Origin of the sequence: Chryseobacterium candidae, assembly GCF_004916905.1 — a bacterium.
GTDB classification, from domain to species: Bacteria; Bacteroidota; Bacteroidia; order Flavobacteriales; family Weeksellaceae; genus Chryseobacterium; species Chryseobacterium candidae.
In genome coordinates this window covers 309,911-325,791 of record NZ_SDLV01000025.1, presented here as the reverse complement: position 1 = coordinate 325,791, position 15,881 = coordinate 309,911, and the positions used below count along the sequence as shown (strand labels likewise).

Below are 15,881 nucleotides of genomic sequence, written 5' to 3'. Positions count from 1 at the left end.
ATTTATGGCTGGATAACCGCGCCTACTAAGTTAGGATATTTTCCGCTGGGACTTTTTTTAATGGTAATTTTAATATAACCTTCTTCTGCCAGCTTATTCCATGTTTTCTGGTATCCTGTATTGATATCAATTGGGATTTTCCACATAGTTTGTTTTCCTTTTCCTGCCTGGCTGAACCAAGGAATAATGTCTGCTGTCTGTGTTTTAAACTGCATGGAATTATTCAAAACATCAATTTCATAATAAAAATCGTACTTGTCTTCAGGCTGATTTAAAGCTCTTTGTGTAAAGGTATATGTGTATCCGTTAATGATAGGACTGGTGAAACTTCCTCCCAGTGTCGGAACTCCGGTTCCGTTATAACTGCCGACAGCTCCGCTGTATCTGTCGAACTTTTGTCCAACCTGTAAAGGAACATCATCAACGATATTGTAACCTCCGTTGGCAGGCGGCCAGCCTCCATTTAAATTATTAGCCTTAAAAAGGGATTCCAATTCACTCCATTTTCCCCTTTTGTATAAGTCATAAGCTTGATTTCTGACTGCTTGACTTACCGAATTATTAGCGTCATAAGTTACAGCCAGTTCATCCGCATTTTTATAAAATACAGTGACGACATCAGGATTGGTGTCTGGTTCATCATCTCTGTCTGAATTACAGGCAACCGAGAACGAAGTAATAGCTAAAAAAAAGAGGTACTTAAATAAATGTTTCATATAAAAATTTTAAATTGTTTTAAAATTATAAGGGTATTTGAAGGGTACCTTTTTGAAACATCTTTTTCCCGATAAACATCTTAAGTAAAATACTGAAATGAGTATTGCTGATGTTTTTCCGGTCTTTAGCAGGAGTTTTAAGGACTGGAATCTGGATTAATAATGTGATTTTTGACCGTAAATTATTGAAATACCGATGTACGCCAAAATAAACTCAAAAGAAGCAACAGCATCAGACGTTAAAAAACGATCTGGAGCTCCCTTAAATACAATCTGGGCAAACGGTACAATAAAATATTGTTATGCGATAAATTTAAATCAAAAAACTTAAATACTAGTTATTTTCTCTAAAATAAATTATTATTTTGAAATTAATTTTATTAATAAAGAGGTTTTTGAAAATTTTATATAAAACTTTAAATAAAGAAAAACCGTTCTGTGCAGAACGGTTTTTCACATCGTTTAATTTTAAAAAGTTTATTAGTTACTAATTTTTAATAAATCTCTTAGAAGATTCTCCAATTTGAATCATATAAGCACCTTTAATAAGATTGCTTACGTTTACAGAACCTCTTTGAAGCTTTCCTGAGTCAATTAGTTTTCCACCCATATCGAAGATCTTATAATCTTCTGAAGTTGTATTGGAAATATTAAGTATATCTCTCACAGGGTTTGGGTAAAGCTTCACATCTGTGATCAGATCTTTTGTATTCTGAAGATCTCCTTTTCCTGAAGAAACAATATTAAGAGTATAGTCTTCTACCTGTCCGTAAGTAAAGGCTTCACAAGAAGAAGTAGGGATTGAGCTGTATTTCATCATTACTCTCATTCTTGTAGACCCAACCGTAGCTGTAGATGGAATGGTGATAGATCCGGTAACCGGGCTGGTTGTAGAACCTGCTTTTGTCCATGCCAGTTCGCCGCTGTCTGTGAAGTCACCATCTCCGTTGTAATCTATATACACTGCGTAGGCTTCGCTATATTTTGTAGAAGTCCACACCGGAGTAATTGAAATTGTATAAGCGTTTCCTCTGGTAACATTGGTAGAAACTGAAGTGAAGTTTTCGTAACCTGCAGTTCCTGTAGATGTATTGTTAATAGAACCGAATTTTACATTTCCAATTCTTTCATCCGCAGTATTCGATGCTGAAGAAGAACAATAAGTAACAGTTCCGCCTGAAAGAGTTGTAACACTTACGGTGTTGCTGGAAACAGAAGCGTTTCCTGCTGCATCTTTTGCTTTAACAGAGAAAGAATATGTAGTAGCAGGAGTAAGTCCTGTTACAGTATACGTAGTAGAAGCTGTAGAACCAATTAGTGAAGCTCCCTGGTAAACGTCATATCCTGTAACTCCTACGTTATCTGTAGCCCCTGACCATGAAAGATTTGTTGTGGTAGCAGTAGTTCCTGAGGCAGCAAGGGTAGGAGCTGTAGGTGCAACAGTGTCAGGAGTTCCGGAACCTGCATTTACAGAGATGTTAGCATTGTTAACATCAAAGAAAATATGGTTTGATCCTTTTACCATAATTCTTCCTGTTGTTGTATTGGCATTAGGAATGGTTACTGCCTGTGAACCATCATTTGGAGTTCCTGCCAATAGGGTAGTCCATGTATTTCCATTGTCTGTTGACCAAAGGATATCAACATTGGCTGTGTTTACTCCGTTGGCTGTAGTTCCTGCCACATTCCATGTTACTGTTTGAGAACTTCCTCCAGCGTAGGTTGTTGCAGAATTCTGTGAAGTGATATTGAATGGTCCTGCAGTTCCGTTAACAGTGATAACAGCATCATCGGAATTATTTCCTGAGCCTCCTGCTTTGTTATCGCGAACGGTAAATCTGAAGTTTAATGTTCTGGCAACGGAAGAAAGCGCCTCTACAGTGATTTCAGAACCTGCAGTAGTGGTTGCTCCTGCCAGAACTGAAGCCATTCTCGGGAAATATCTTGCCGGAGAAGTGGTTGGAGTCCATGATCTGAAGTTTGGTCCTGAAGCTTTTGTAGCGCTTGCGGCTGAACTTGCTCCAGTTTGGGAAGAAGAAGCATTGTCCATTTGTTCCCAGATATAGGTTAAAGAATCTCCGTCTGCATCCGTTCCTGTTCCTGTCAGTACGAATGGAGTTCCTTTTGGAATGGTATAATCCAATCCTGCATTAGCTGTAGGAATTGTATTTCCGGTGTTGGTATTAACAGAGCAGGTTTTAGCTTTAATATTATTGGTGATCTGCTGGATACTTATTGCATGGAAAAATGCATCGGAATGCGGTTGAATATCCTGGCTGGTAATTCCTGCATATCCCATAATTGTTGATCCTGAGCCCGGTTCCATATTGGCACCTGTTCCTTCATTGTTCATAGAGAATGTGTGGTTTCCACCAAATTGATGTCCCATTTCGTGAGCCACGTAGTCGATATCGAAATTGTCTCCTGAAGGAATGGCATCTGCCGGAGAAGTGTATCCGCTTCCTTTTGAACCATTTGTACAAATACAGCCGATACAGCCGGCATTTCCTCCACCTCCTGAAGCTCCGAATAAGTGACCGATGTCATAATTAGCCTCCCCAATTACAGATGTTAAAGTGCTTTGCAGCTGAGAATTCCAGCTGCTCATTCCTGAAGCTGCGGAATAAGGGTCTGTAGAAGCATTGGTGTAGATGACAGCATCATTGTTGGCGATAAGAACCATTCTTGCTGCGAAGTCTTTTTCAAATACACCATTTACACGGGTCATGGTGGTATTCATTGCAGCTAAAGCCTGAGCTTTTGTTCCTCCGAAATAAGTGGTATATTCTCCTGTGCAGGACAGTGCGAGTCTGAATGTTCTCAGTTTGGCATCATCAGCATTAGGCCTTGCTGCAAGAGCGGAATTGGAAACTCCTTTCTGTGCGGCATCCACCACGGTACATTCAAACTTATTAAGATCATCTTTTTTGTCAGACTTTCTGTATACTACATAAGAAGAAAGATCTTTGGTGTAAGGTTCGATGAAAACAGCTGATTTATCACCATAAATTTCCATAGAAGACAGCCCTAGTGGGGAAACACTGAAATAGACTGTGGAATTAGGATCATCCAGACCTTGTCCTACATAGGATTTGATATCCGGATATTTTGCTGCCAGCTCAGGGGCAAAATTGGAATTCTCCCTCACTTTAAAATTTTCCATTCTGCCTTCAGAATTCGGAAAAGAGATAATGAGTTCTGATTTTTCGCCTGCAGCCAGTCTTTTGGGAGCTTTTGCCAGGATGTTTTTCAATCCGTTGATATCCAGGTTGTATACCTTAGGATTGCTGATGCTGGTTTTGTTTTCAAAAATCTCTGATGAAGTTTTTTTTGAACCTTCAGACCAAAGACGGTCAGTCTGTGCGAAAGAAATACCCGAAATAAGGAGCATTCCAATCAGCGTTAATTGTTTTTTCATATTAAATATTAAATTTGATTGTGGAATATCAAATGTAATAAAAAATATATTACGAAAAACGAATTTTTTTAAGAAACATTTGGACTTTTCGTGTAATATATTATGTGATGCATTTTATATAATTGAAAAAGCTCATTAATAAAAGAAAATTGAAATTGATGAAATGTATTTTAATTTGAAAAAAATAAAATATTGTTTATTTATTAAATTGAGACAATATAATCTGTGAATTATTTAATACTATATAAATAACGATGATAAATCAAGTTTACTGTATTGGTCCATAAAAAAAGCTGTTTCTAAATGAAACAGCTTAGTATATTAATATAATTCTTACTTACATATTATCATCAGCAGTAGGGCCATAAAGTCCGGGAACTTTATTTCCGGTTGATCTTAAATAAACAACCAGCTCACCTCTGTGATGGTACAAATGATTGTAAAGAAAAGCTCTTATCACCTGAACTTTTGGCATAGGAGGGAAAAGTACATTTCCGTCCATTTCCATTTTCCACTCATTGAAATAAGTGCTTTCATCAGAGTTTTCAAGAACTTTCTGTGCGTTGGCAACATTTTCTTCAAATTTTGCAAGGATATTTTCCGATTTGGAAATGTCTCCTTTGTCATACCTGTACGTACCCATATCAAAAATATCCTTATTGAAAGTGGATTCATACCAATTGTATACTTCAGCAATATGAGACGCAAGCTGGCCTGTGGTCCAGTTTTTTTCGGACGGTTTCCAATCCAGTGCGCTGTCGGGAATTGCCTGTAAAATTTTTCTGGTGTTTTCAGCTTCATGCAGAAATTCACCTAAAAGTGCCTGTTTAATCATTTGTATTGGGATTTTAAAATGTTATTTTGTGATATCTCTTCCGATTACCAGTCTCTGGATCTCAGAAGTCCCTTCACCTATAGTACAAAGCTTAGAGTCTCTATAGAATTTTTCAGCAGGGAAGTCTTTTGTATATCCGTATCCTCCGAAGATCTGAACCGCATTGTTTGAAATTCTAACGCAAGCTTCAGAAGCATATAGTTTTGCCATAGCTCCTTCTTTTGTCATTTTTTGTTTTGCGTTCTTAAGAGTAGATGCTCTTTGAATAAGAAGTTCAGCAGCATCAATTTCTGTTGCCATATCTGCTAACATAAAGTTGATCGCCTGGAAATCTGCAATAGGTTTCCCGAACTGATGTCTTTCTTTTGCGTATTTTAAAGCTGCTTTGTAAGCTCCTCTTGCAGTACCTAAACTTAATGCAGCAATAGAGATTCTACCGCCATCCAGAACTTTCATAGCCTGCTTGAATCCTTCACCTACTTCGCCTAAACGGTGAGAATCCGGTACACGTACGTTATCAAAAATTAATTCTGCTGTTTCGGAAGCACGCATTCCTAATTTATTTTCTTTTTTTCCGGAAGTAAAACCAGGCATTCCTTTTTCCAAAACAAAAGCTGTAGAGTTATTTTTAGCTCCTATTTCTCCTGTTCTTGTCATTACCACGGCAATATCTCCTGAAATAGCGTGGGTGATAAAGTTTTTAGCTCCGTTGATGATCCACTCATCACCATCTTTTACAGCGGTAGTAGACATACCTCCTGAATCTGAACCTGTATTGTGTTCAGTAAGCCCCCAAGCTCCGATTACTTTTCCGGAAGCTAACTGAGGAAGCCATTTGTGTCTCTGTTCTTCATTTCCAAATTCATAAATATGGTTGGTGCAAAGTGAGTTGTGTGCAGCTACAGAAAGACCAATAGAAGGGTCAACCTGAGAAATTTCGTCCAGAATAGTAACATACTCATGATAACCTAAGCCAGAACCTCCATATTGTTCAGGAATTACAATTCCCATAAAACCCATTTCACCTAATTGGTGGAATAAGTCTTTTGGAAATGTTTGGCTTTCATCCCATTCCATAATATTGGGTCTGATGTTCTTTTCTGCGAATTCTCTAGCTGTTTCCGCTATCATTTTGATGTTGTCAAGAGTCTCTGTATTCATATAATAATAGTTAATTCCCAAAGATAACCAAATTGATGGAATGCTAAAATAAATTATTTCATTCATACTATGTAAAGGGCAATCCCTTTAATTATCAAAATTTTATATTTAGATAATTAATACTTTCTTAATAAAATATTCAGTCATTTGCGTTTTTTATTTCACTAATTTAGTTTCCCAATTTTTAAGGTATGAAAAAAATTCTACTTCCTATCATTTTAATTTCCTCATATATTTGCGCGCAGGCTCCTGCCGGATATTATGACGGAACCATCGGGCTGACGGGATATGCACTGAAATCAAAACTCCACGATATTATTTCGGAAAGAATGATCAACTGGCATTATGACGACCTTAAAATGTTATATGGGCAGACTGATCTGGATATATATTATGATCATGATGTTTCCAATACTCAATATTTGCTGGATATTTATTCTGAAATCCCTTCTGGACCTGATTCCTATGAGTACACTGTAGATCAGATGGCAGCAGGTGTAGGTGCGGAAGGTCAAGGGTATAACCGGGAGCATATGATGCCGCAAAGTACATTCAGTACAAGCTCATCCATCAGCGATTATCCTATGTATTCGGATCTGAATTTTATTATTCCTGTTGATGGCTTTATCAATCAGCGGAGAAGTAATTATCCTTATGGGATAGGAAATAATACGAATCATTATATTTTTTCCAACACGTCGAGGGTATCGAATGCAGCTATTCCCAATTATCCTTATACCGGAAGAGTGTATGAACCTATTAATGAATTTAAAGGTGATATCGCGAGGTCATTATTATATTTTGCTGTACGGTATGAAGGAAAATTAGGCTCATTCAATACAGCTTATACTACTTCCGCTAATCTTACTCCTGCTACAGATCAGTGTCCGTTAGACGGAACAGAAGAAAGAGCGGTTGATCTGGCTTATATTGCTATGCTGAAACAATGGAATACAGCAGACCCGGTTTCACAAAGAGAAACTGACCGGAACAACGCCGTTTATGCCATACAAAAAAACAGAAATCCATTTATTGACCATCCTGAATGGATTGATATGATCTGGTCCGAAAACCCCGACAATATTGCTCCTGCAGCTCCGGGATCACTGGTTTCAACCCAGCAGAATGCTTATTTTGTGAATCTGAGCTGGACAGCCTCTCCTGATAGTGATGTTTTAGGGTACAGGGTTTATATGAACGGATCAACGACACCTGTTGCGGTTACAAAAGGGACTTCGGTCAGTATAGATCATCTGAGTCCTTCAACTACTTATACCTTTACAGTGAAAGCTTTTGATAAAGCCTATCTGGAATCCCCGTTCAGCAATACATTGACAGCTTCAACGACTGCTTCGGATTCTTACGCTCCGGATCTTATGATTACAAAATATATATCCGGAACGAATACGGAATTTATAAAGAATAATGCTCTGGAAATTGTCAATAAAACAGGGCATGAGGTGAATTTAAATAATTACAGAATCAATATTCAGTTCAGAAATAGCAGTTCTGGAGCTTATTATAGTGGAGATACCTATGAGCTGGAAGGTAAAGTAGGAAATAATGAAACATTTGTTATTTTGAATCCAAAAGGTACTTTGTCATGTTATACAACCGGGCAGGCAAAGTTTGCTACAGCTTCTGATCCTATGATGTATGCCGGAGGGAACTACGTAGAACTTGCTTATAACAAAACCGTGACGGTAGATGCTATTGGGACAAAATTCACAACCAATAATAACGGAAATGTATCTTTATACAGAAAGACTACCATCAACCAGCCAACCAGTACATTCAGTATAGGAGAGTGGGATTCTTACCCGTCCAACTACTGCCAGAATCTGGGGGGAACATTATCTGCCACAGAGCTGATCGCTGACAATAAAGAATTTATAATATACCCGAATCCGGTTGATGATCATCTTTATGTAAACGGAGAAACAGAGAAAGTAAAAACAGCCCAGATCATAGATCTTTCCGGAAAAGTGATCTACACTGAAAAATATCCTTTCAGAAATAAGAAAAGTATTTCCGTACAGGGAATTCCTACTGGGATCTATTTCCTGAAGCTTGATGAAAAAGCGCATCAGTTTATTAAAAAATAATCTTACCTTGACCTTGACAGGCTTTAGTCAAGGTTATTTTTACGAAGATTTAACGAGCTAAACCTAACAGGTTTTTAAAACCTGTTAGGTTTATTTTTATATGATGTAGAAATGATTCAAGATATTGTTTCACTTTACGCTCAATAATTATTCTAGCCCTGATAGAAGCGGTTAGCCCACAGCAAGCTTCGAGGAAAGGAGGGCGCGAGGAGTATGAGCGGATAGCAGGAATAGCTTCTCTCTTCAAAATAATGTAAAATGGGGAGTTAAACTTAGTCTGATCATAAAATTTTAATCCGTATTTTGATTTTTTCTGATTTAACAATGGAATATAAATCCTTAAAACCATTATATTTACTGCATCATTGATATAAGCTGATTCGCTAATAATGAATATCTATAAGTGTTTCTGCTTATATTTTTTATATATAAGTAATTATGCTTATATTTGCAGTATGATAGCGGTTATTACCGGTGATATTATAAATTCACAGCATGCAGACACTGAAGTTTGGATTACCAGGCTTAAACATCTTCTCGAAAAATGGGGAAGCGCTCCTCACACATGGGAAATCTACAGAGGGGATGAGTTTCAGTTCAAGTGCAATATTGATGACGTTTTCTGGCGTTTTCTAGCCATAAAATCTCTTATTAAAAGTGTCGAAAATCTGGATGTAAGAATGGCTATAGGTATTGGTGAGGAAAGTTTCTCTTCTGAGAAAATCACTGAATCCAACGGTACAGCTTACGTGAATTCCGGGAGATTGCTTAATGATCTTAAAAATGACGGTCATACTGTTGCTATTAAAACATCCACTGATCCTGTAGACAGGGATCTTAATATCCTGTTGAAATGGTCGTCCAAGGATTTTGATAACTGGACCATGGCTACAGCGGAGATCATTCATGAAATGATCATGAATCAGGATATTACTCAGGAAGATCTTGCCAAAAGATTTGCTATTTCACAGTCTTCTGTAAGCCAGAGGCTGAAACGAGCCAACTATGAGCTCATCGTGGAAACCAATCAGTATTTCAGAAAGAAAATTTCAGAATTATAGGTATGATCTTTATCAAACTCATATTGGCACATCTACTCGGAGATTTTATACTTCAGCCAAATTCATGGGTTGCAGATAAGGAGAACTCTAAACTGAAAAGCAGGTTTTTATACATTCATGTTCTGATTCACATTATTTTAAGTCTTGTTTTTCTATGGGATCTTCAGCTTTGGTGGGTTGCTGTATTGGTGGGAATCACTCACTTTATTATTGATGCAGCGAAGCTTACTTTCCAGAATGTAAAGACTAAGAAAAGATGGTTTTTCATTGATCAGCTGCTGCATGTTCTGGTGATTACAGGAGTTTCTTTTTATTTCCGGGAATTCAGCTTTTATTTTTTACAGAATCAGGAATTTTTAAAGATAATCATGGCCGCATTGTTTCTTACAACACCTGCTTCTATTTTTATCAAAATCTTATTGTCATCCTGGACACCTGCTCCGGATGGCCCCAATACTATTCAAACCGAATCTTTATCAAGTGCCGGAAAATATATCGGAATTTTAGAACGTCTGCTGGTTTTCACTTTTATCATGGTGAATCACTGGGAAGGCGTAGGTTTCATGGTGGCTGCCAAATCTGTTTTCAGATTCAGCGACCTTGCACAGGCAAAACAGAGAAAGCTTACAGAATATGTATTAATTGGTACGCTGCTGAGCTTCGGACTGGCTGTCTTAACAGGAATAATAATAAAATAAATCAATAAATCTAACTACAATTTAGAAAGTAAAATTATGAGTCAAAAGAAAGAAATGTTGTACGAGGGGAAAGCAAAACAAGTATTTGCAACCGATAATCCTGATGAAGTAGTAGTACGTTTCAAAGACGATGCTACAGCATTTAATGCTCAAAAAAGAGGTCAGGTAGATCTTAAAGGGGAAATGAACAACGCGATCACAACTCTTATTTTTGAATATTTAAATGAAAAAGGGATCAAAACTCATTTCATCCAAAAATTAGACGAAAGAGAGCAGCTGGTAAGAAAGGTTTCTATCATTCCTCTGGAAATGGTAGTAAGAAACTACTCTGCAGGAAGTATGGCACAAAGATTAGGAGTGGAAGAAGGAATTAAATCTCCGGTAACGATCTTCGATATCTGCTATAAAAAAGATGAATTGGGAGATCCGCTTATCAATGACCACCATGCCGTTTTCTTAGGAGCAGCTACTTATGAAGAGCTTGACGAGATGTATGAGCTATCTTCAGATATCAATGACATCCTTATCGACCTGTTCGACAAAATCAATATCATTCTGGTAGATTTCAAAATCGAATTAGGTAAAACTTCAGACGGTGAAATCATCTTAGCAGACGAAATCTCTCCTGATACCTGCAGACTTTGGGATAAAGATACCATGAAGAAATTAGACAAAGACAGATTCAGAAGAGACTTGGGAGAAGTTACTGAGGCTTATGTTGAAATCTACAACCGATTGAAGAACTTACTTGCAAAATAATTTCAGAAATTAGAAGTTAGATATTAGAAATTAGTATGAAATCACACCGGATAGAAGATTTGAAGGTTTGGACAAAATCAATGGCTTTGGTGAAAGAAGTTTATTTGATTTCTGCTGAATTACCCATGGAGGAAAAATTCGGACTACAATCTCAAATCAGAAGATGTGTAGTTTCAATACCATCTAATATTGCAGAGGGAGCCGGAAGAAATAATAAAAATGAATTTTATCAGTTCCTTGGAATTGCGTTTGGTTCTACTTACTAGCTGCAAACTCAACTTCAGTTACTGATTGATTTAAATTTTATATCTGAAATGAAAATAGCTCCTTTAAAGGAACTTTTAGCTGAAATTCAAAAAATGATTTATTCATTAAAAGCAAGTTTAAAATTATAATTGAAGTTAACTTAGACTAATTTCTAACATCTAATATCTAACTTCTAATCATTAGAAAAAATAGAAATGAAAAGTTTAGACATTCATAAAAGTGAATATTTAAAACAGTTTGAAACCCAGACTTACGGAAGGAATCTTTTCAGAACTCAGGAAGAGGAAAGACTGGATGCTCCTAATGAAGAGTGTGGGATCTTCGGAATGTATTCGGATAATGATCTGGATACTTTCTCCCTTTCACAGTTTGGTCTTTTTGCATTACAGCACAGAGGTCAGGAAGCTTGTGGTATTTCCGTTTTAAAGGATGGAAGAATCACAAACATGAAAGACGAAGGACTGGTTTTGGATGTTTATAAAGAAATTCAGGAACCTGAAACTTTTATGGGAAATTCTGCAATTGGCCATACCCGTTATACCACTGCAGGAGATAAAAAGAAATATAACTTCCAGCCATTTTTCGCGAAAAACGAATATGACCAGATTATACTTTCCATAGCACACAACGGTAACCTTACCAATGCCAAAGAATTAAAAGCAGAATTAGAAGCAGAAGGCGTAGTTTTCAGAGCGACTTCCGATTCTGAAGTCATCCTGAGACTGATCCAGAAAAACCTTGATTTAGGTCTTCGTGGAGCGATCAAAGCAACCATGGAAAAGATTGAAGGTGCTTATTCCGTAGTTGGGATGACCAGGAATAAATTCTTTGCATTCAGAGACTTCAATGGTATCCGTCCGTTAGTGTTGGGAGCTATTGATGAAAAATCCTATGTAGTGGCTTCAGAATCTGTAGCTTTAGATGCTGTAGGCGCTCAGTATGTACGTGATATTCTTCCGGGCGAGATCATTTATACCAATGAAAACGAACCTGGAAAGCTTCATTCTTATATGATGGATGAAGCGAAAGGTAAGCAGAGAATCTGTTCTTTCGAATATATTTATTTCGCAAGACCTGACTCTACTTTAGAAAACATCAATGTATACGAGATCAGAGAAAAATCCGGAGAGAAAATCTGGGAACAGGCTCCTGTAGAAGCTGATCTGGTGATTGGAGTTCCGGATTCCGGAGTTCCGGCTGCTATTGGTTTCTCAAAGGCTTCAGGAATACCTTTCCGCCCTGTTTTGATCAAAAACAGATATATCGGAAGAAGTTTCATCGTTCCTACACAGGAAATGAGAGAAAGGGTAGTAAACCTTAAGCTGAACCCGATCATTTCTGAGATGAAAGATAAGAGAGTAGTCATTATTGATGACTCTATCGTTCGTGGAACAACATCGAAAAGACTGGTTAAAATTTTAAAAGATGCAGGCGTAAAAGAGATCCACTTCAGAAGTGTTTCTCCTCCAATTATTGCTCCATGTTATCTGGGAATTGATACTCCGTCTAAAGATGATCTTATCTCAGCGAATATGACTACGGAAGAACTTAAGAATTATCTGGGAGTAGATTCCTTAGAGTTTTTAAGCATAGACAATCTGAAAGACATTTTAGGATCAGCCAACCACTGCTTCGGGTGCTTTACAGAGGAATATCCTGTAGGAAAAGGAGAAGAGGTGGATTTATTCAACTAATCTCTTTATTAAAATACTAAAAGAACCGGGTGTACAGCCTGGTTCTTTTACTTTATAAATGTAGCAAAAGATTAATATTCCTGTATTATTCAGGATACAATGGAGCTTTAATTTTGTCAAATTAAAACTTCAGGATATGAAACACGCACTTTTTACGGGTATTTTTCTGGTATTTGCCCACCTTTATTCTTCACAGACTTTCGATAATCAGGCACACCGAGGAGGGAAATCCCTTTACCCTGAAAATACAATCCCGGCTATGAAAAATGCTCTGAAAATGAATGTGACAACCCTGGAAATGGATCTGGCCATAACGAAGGACAAAAAAGTCATTCTTTCTCATGACGCTTTTCTCTCACCGGAACTGGTTACAAAGCCGGATGGAGCTTACATTCCCAAAGATTCAGGTTTTTATTACAAAATTTATGAAATGCCTTACGCAAAGATCAAAACCTTTGATGTGGGATTGAAAAAATTGAATAACTATCCTGATCAAAAGAAAATGAAAGCTCAGAAACCTCTTTTTTCAGATGTAATAGACACTTGCGAAACCTATGCCCGTGAATTGAAAAGACCACTGCCTTTTTACAATGTAGAAACAAAGACACGTCCTTTTTCTGATAACATTCTTCATCCGGAACCAAAAGAATTTGTGGATCTGATGATGAAGATTATTGTAGAAAAAAAGATACAGGACAGAGTGATCATCCAGTCTTTTGACCCGAGAACGCTGGAAATCCTTCATAAAGAATATCCTAAAATAATGACTGCTTTACTCGTGGAAAAGGTAGATGATAAAAAGCTGGCTCAGCAGCAGGCTTATTTTAGAAATATTCCGGTAGAAAAGTTCAACCTGTATCCCCATCACCTGAATGGAGTAGCCGGAGATATGAAGTTCCTGAGCTTTACTCCTACTATTTACAGTCCTGAACATAGTCTTGTGACCCCTCAATTAGTACAGGAATGCCATTCATTGGGCATGAAAGTAATCCCATGGACCGTCAATACAAAAGAAAGATTAAAGGAATTAAAAGAGATGGGAATAGACGGTATCATCAGCGATGATCCGGGAATATTCGAATAAAACTTATTGCAATATAAATAGCCGGAAGAAAATCTTCCGGCTATTTTATGCGTGCAGGGTTAATGCACTTCGGTTAAAAAACTGGTTCTAAATTAGAATTTATAGTTCAGGCCTAACTGAAACACTCTGTTGTTGTTTTCAGCTGCTGGTCTGCTTTTATCAATTTTTGTCAAGCTATTTACATATCTTGCACTGATACCGATGTTGGATGTGATATCATATCCTAAACCAAGACCCAATCCGAAATTGAATTTATTGATCTGATCTTTGTCGATATCTTGGGTATTAGAACTTGTAGTGGTTGTAGTAACACCTCCTGTAGTACTTGCTACACTTGTTTCTCCTTTAGTTTTTCCGTTGATGAAATAACTGAATTCAGGTCCTGCCTCAATATAGAACTTGTCAGTAGGTCTCATCTGAACCATTAAAGGAACAGAAATATAATCCATTTTTACTCTGCCCTGTACTTTGGTTTTTACATTCGTAACTCCATTGTCAGTTTCTGTAGATGAGATTACATCTTTTGCCCCCATTTGGTTGTATAATACCTCAGGCTGTAAGCTGAATTGTTTTGAAAGTGGAATATTAACAAATGCACCGGCATGGAAACCTAGTTGCTGAGTGTTGATTCCAAACTTTTGCTGGCTGAAATATGCTGAGTTTCCTCCAGCCTTAATTCCGAATCTAACGGGTTGTACATCTTTTTTTAGTGGTGATGCATTAACTGTTTTAGTTTCTGTTTCCTGAGCGAAAGCTAGTGTACCAGCAGTTAATGCTAATCCTAAAAATAACTTCTTCATAATTTTATTTTTTAATTTTACTATTTGTGTGTCGGATATCTCTCAATCAGACCCGAATTATTTTGCAAATTGCTTGCCAAAGTCGAAGAGTGCCTGTTTAAAGGGATTTTCAGGTGTTTTTTGAAAAGTTTATTTTAAACCATTTATCCCTTTTTGATGAATAAATATTTTGTATAATGAATGTTTTGTGAAAATAGTTGAATGCTCATTGCACTTTATTATTGATAATTGAAATAATAAAAAAAATGAACTGGAATTGGATTTTTCACGAATTAATAGAAGTTCCGGGTTCTTTTTAAGAATAGAAATAAAAATACCGGACTCTTAAAGCCCGGCATCCGTTTTGAAAATAATAAATATCTCTATTTAAATCGATTTGCAACTCCAGCCTGAATTGCATTATTTCGTACTTTATCACCGTCGTTGTATCTGTAAACTTCACTAAGACCAGCCGTAAATCTTGCCGTTATGCCAAAGTTTTCAGTAAAATATTATCCGGCACCAATGCCTAATCCCATATTAAAACGCTTAAAAAGCCCTGTTGAAATATTCTTTGAAATATGTTCCGTACGATCAACTGTAACTGAATTTCGGGTAGTCTCAATAGTTGTTAAATCTCGTTTTGTTCTTCCTCCCGGCAGATATCCTAATTCAGGTCCTGCTTCTACATAAAGCTTAGGAAGAATATTATATTGAACCATTACAGGAAGAGATAGGTAATTTAATGTCGTACTGTAATCATAGTGTTGTGTTATTCTGTATTTTCCTGAACTTGTTCTGTAATTGTACTCTGTTTTTGATCCCTGCTGGCTGAAAATTAGTTTCGGCTGGATGCTGAATTTATCAGAAACAGGAATATTCGCAAACACTCAGGCGTGAAAACCCACTTTCATTATTATCATACTCATAACCATCTCCTCTGGTAAGTGTAGAACCATTAAAGCCTGTTTTGACACCAAAAGAGACAGGAGAAGATTTTGCCTGTTGTTTTTCCTGTGCATTGGCAGAGAGGCCAACCATAATTGCTAGTACTGCAAAAAAATCATGATTGAAGTTTAATTTCCTTCCCGGCAACAAAATACCTGCTATAAAATGAGAAATTGATAAAATAATAAGCGAAAAAGTCAGGCTTAAACTAATTAACCTGACTTTTTCTATTGAAATCAAAATGTATCTTTTTGATAAACAAAATATCTTCAGTATTCTGTTGTATACTCTAATTGCCATTCTGGCTGGCATAATTCACGTTAAAGTTTAATGGTAATAGTTAGATTTGATTTTGA

Annotated in this window: 13 protein-coding genes and 1 pseudogene; 7 read left to right on the top strand and 7 right to left on the bottom strand. The window is 37.0% G+C overall.

What is annotated here, in order from left to right:
* Positions 1 to 2 precede the first annotated feature (2 nt).
* The 4 genes from EK417_RS13475 to EK417_RS13460 form a co-directional block, all read right to left on the bottom strand.
* Entirely contained in the window at positions 3 to 716 is a 714-nt protein-coding gene (locus tag EK417_RS13475; RefSeq protein WP_136522433.1) for a glycohydrolase toxin TNT-related protein, read from the bottom strand.
* A gap of 487 nt (positions 717 to 1,203) precedes the next feature.
* A complete protein-coding gene (locus EK417_RS13470; RefSeq protein WP_110366121.1) occupies positions 1,204 to 4,134 on the bottom strand; it encodes a reprolysin-like metallopeptidase in 2,931 nt (976 codons plus the stop codon).
* Between the two features lie 337 nt (positions 4,135 to 4,471).
* Entirely contained in the window at positions 4,472 to 4,969 is a 498-nt protein-coding gene (locus EK417_RS13465) for a DinB family protein (protein ID WP_076594791.1), read from the bottom strand.
* Positions 4,970 to 4,990: 21 nt separating this feature from the next.
* Entirely contained in the window at positions 4,991 to 6,130 is a 1,140-nt protein-coding gene (locus tag EK417_RS13460; protein ID WP_076594840.1) for an acyl-CoA dehydrogenase family protein, read from the bottom strand.
* Positions 6,131 to 6,321: 191 nt separating this feature from the next.
* Between EK417_RS13460 and EK417_RS13455 the strand changes: the two genes are divergently transcribed.
* From EK417_RS13455 to EK417_RS13425, 7 genes and pseudogenes are all read left to right on the top strand, one after another.
* On the top strand, positions 6,322 to 8,235 hold the full coding sequence (locus EK417_RS13455) for an endonuclease (RefSeq protein WP_136522432.1): 1,914 nt from the start codon (positions 6,322 to 6,324) through the stop codon (positions 8,233 to 8,235).
* Positions 8,236 to 8,690: 455 nt separating this feature from the next.
* The gene (locus tag EK417_RS13450) at positions 8,691 to 9,296 is read left to right on the top strand and encodes a SatD family protein (RefSeq protein ID WP_136522431.1); all 606 of its coding nucleotides are present in this window, start codon (positions 8,691 to 8,693) and stop codon (positions 9,294 to 9,296) included.
* 2 nt (positions 9,297 to 9,298) lie between these two features.
* Positions 9,299 to 9,994 (top strand): DUF3307 domain-containing protein, encoded by a 696-nt coding sequence (locus tag EK417_RS13445; RefSeq protein ID WP_136522430.1) that lies wholly within the window; start codon positions 9,299 to 9,301, stop codon positions 9,992 to 9,994.
* Positions 9,995 to 10,030: 36 nt separating this feature from the next.
* Positions 10,031 to 10,753: a phosphoribosylaminoimidazolesuccinocarboxamide synthase gene (purC, locus tag EK417_RS13440; protein WP_034698289.1), complete on the top strand. Its 723-nt coding sequence runs from the start codon at positions 10,031 to 10,033 to the stop codon at positions 10,751 to 10,753.
* A gap of 35 nt (positions 10,754 to 10,788) precedes the next feature.
* Positions 10,789 to 11,148, top strand: a pseudogene (locus EK417_RS13435) (four helix bundle protein).
* A 66-nt stretch (positions 11,149 to 11,214) separates the two neighbouring features.
* A complete protein-coding gene (gene purF / locus EK417_RS13430; protein ID WP_034698287.1) occupies positions 11,215 to 12,714 on the top strand; it encodes an amidophosphoribosyltransferase in 1,500 nt (499 codons plus the stop codon).
* Between the two features lie 136 nt (positions 12,715 to 12,850).
* A complete protein-coding gene (locus tag EK417_RS13425; RefSeq protein WP_076594785.1) occupies positions 12,851 to 13,798 on the top strand; it encodes a glycerophosphodiester phosphodiesterase family protein in 948 nt (315 codons plus the stop codon).
* A 92-nt stretch (positions 13,799 to 13,890) separates the two neighbouring features.
* Here EK417_RS13425 and EK417_RS13420 read toward each other — a convergent pair whose 3' ends face one another.
* From EK417_RS13420 to EK417_RS13410, 3 genes are all read right to left on the bottom strand, one after another.
* The gene (locus EK417_RS13420) at positions 13,891 to 14,598 is read right to left on the bottom strand and encodes a porin family protein (RefSeq protein WP_076594784.1); all 708 of its coding nucleotides are present in this window, start codon (positions 14,596 to 14,598) and stop codon (positions 13,891 to 13,893) included.
* Between the two features lie 491 nt (positions 14,599 to 15,089).
* A complete protein-coding gene (locus EK417_RS13415) occupies positions 15,090 to 15,467 on the bottom strand; it encodes a porin family protein (protein ID WP_136522429.1) in 378 nt (125 codons plus the stop codon).
* On the bottom strand, positions 15,442 to 15,765 hold the full coding sequence (locus EK417_RS13410; protein ID WP_136522428.1) for a hypothetical protein: 324 nt from the start codon (positions 15,763 to 15,765) through the stop codon (positions 15,442 to 15,444). The genes EK417_RS13415 and EK417_RS13410 overlap by 26 nt, the downstream gene beginning before the upstream one ends.
* Positions 15,766 to 15,881: the final 116 nt, after the last annotated feature.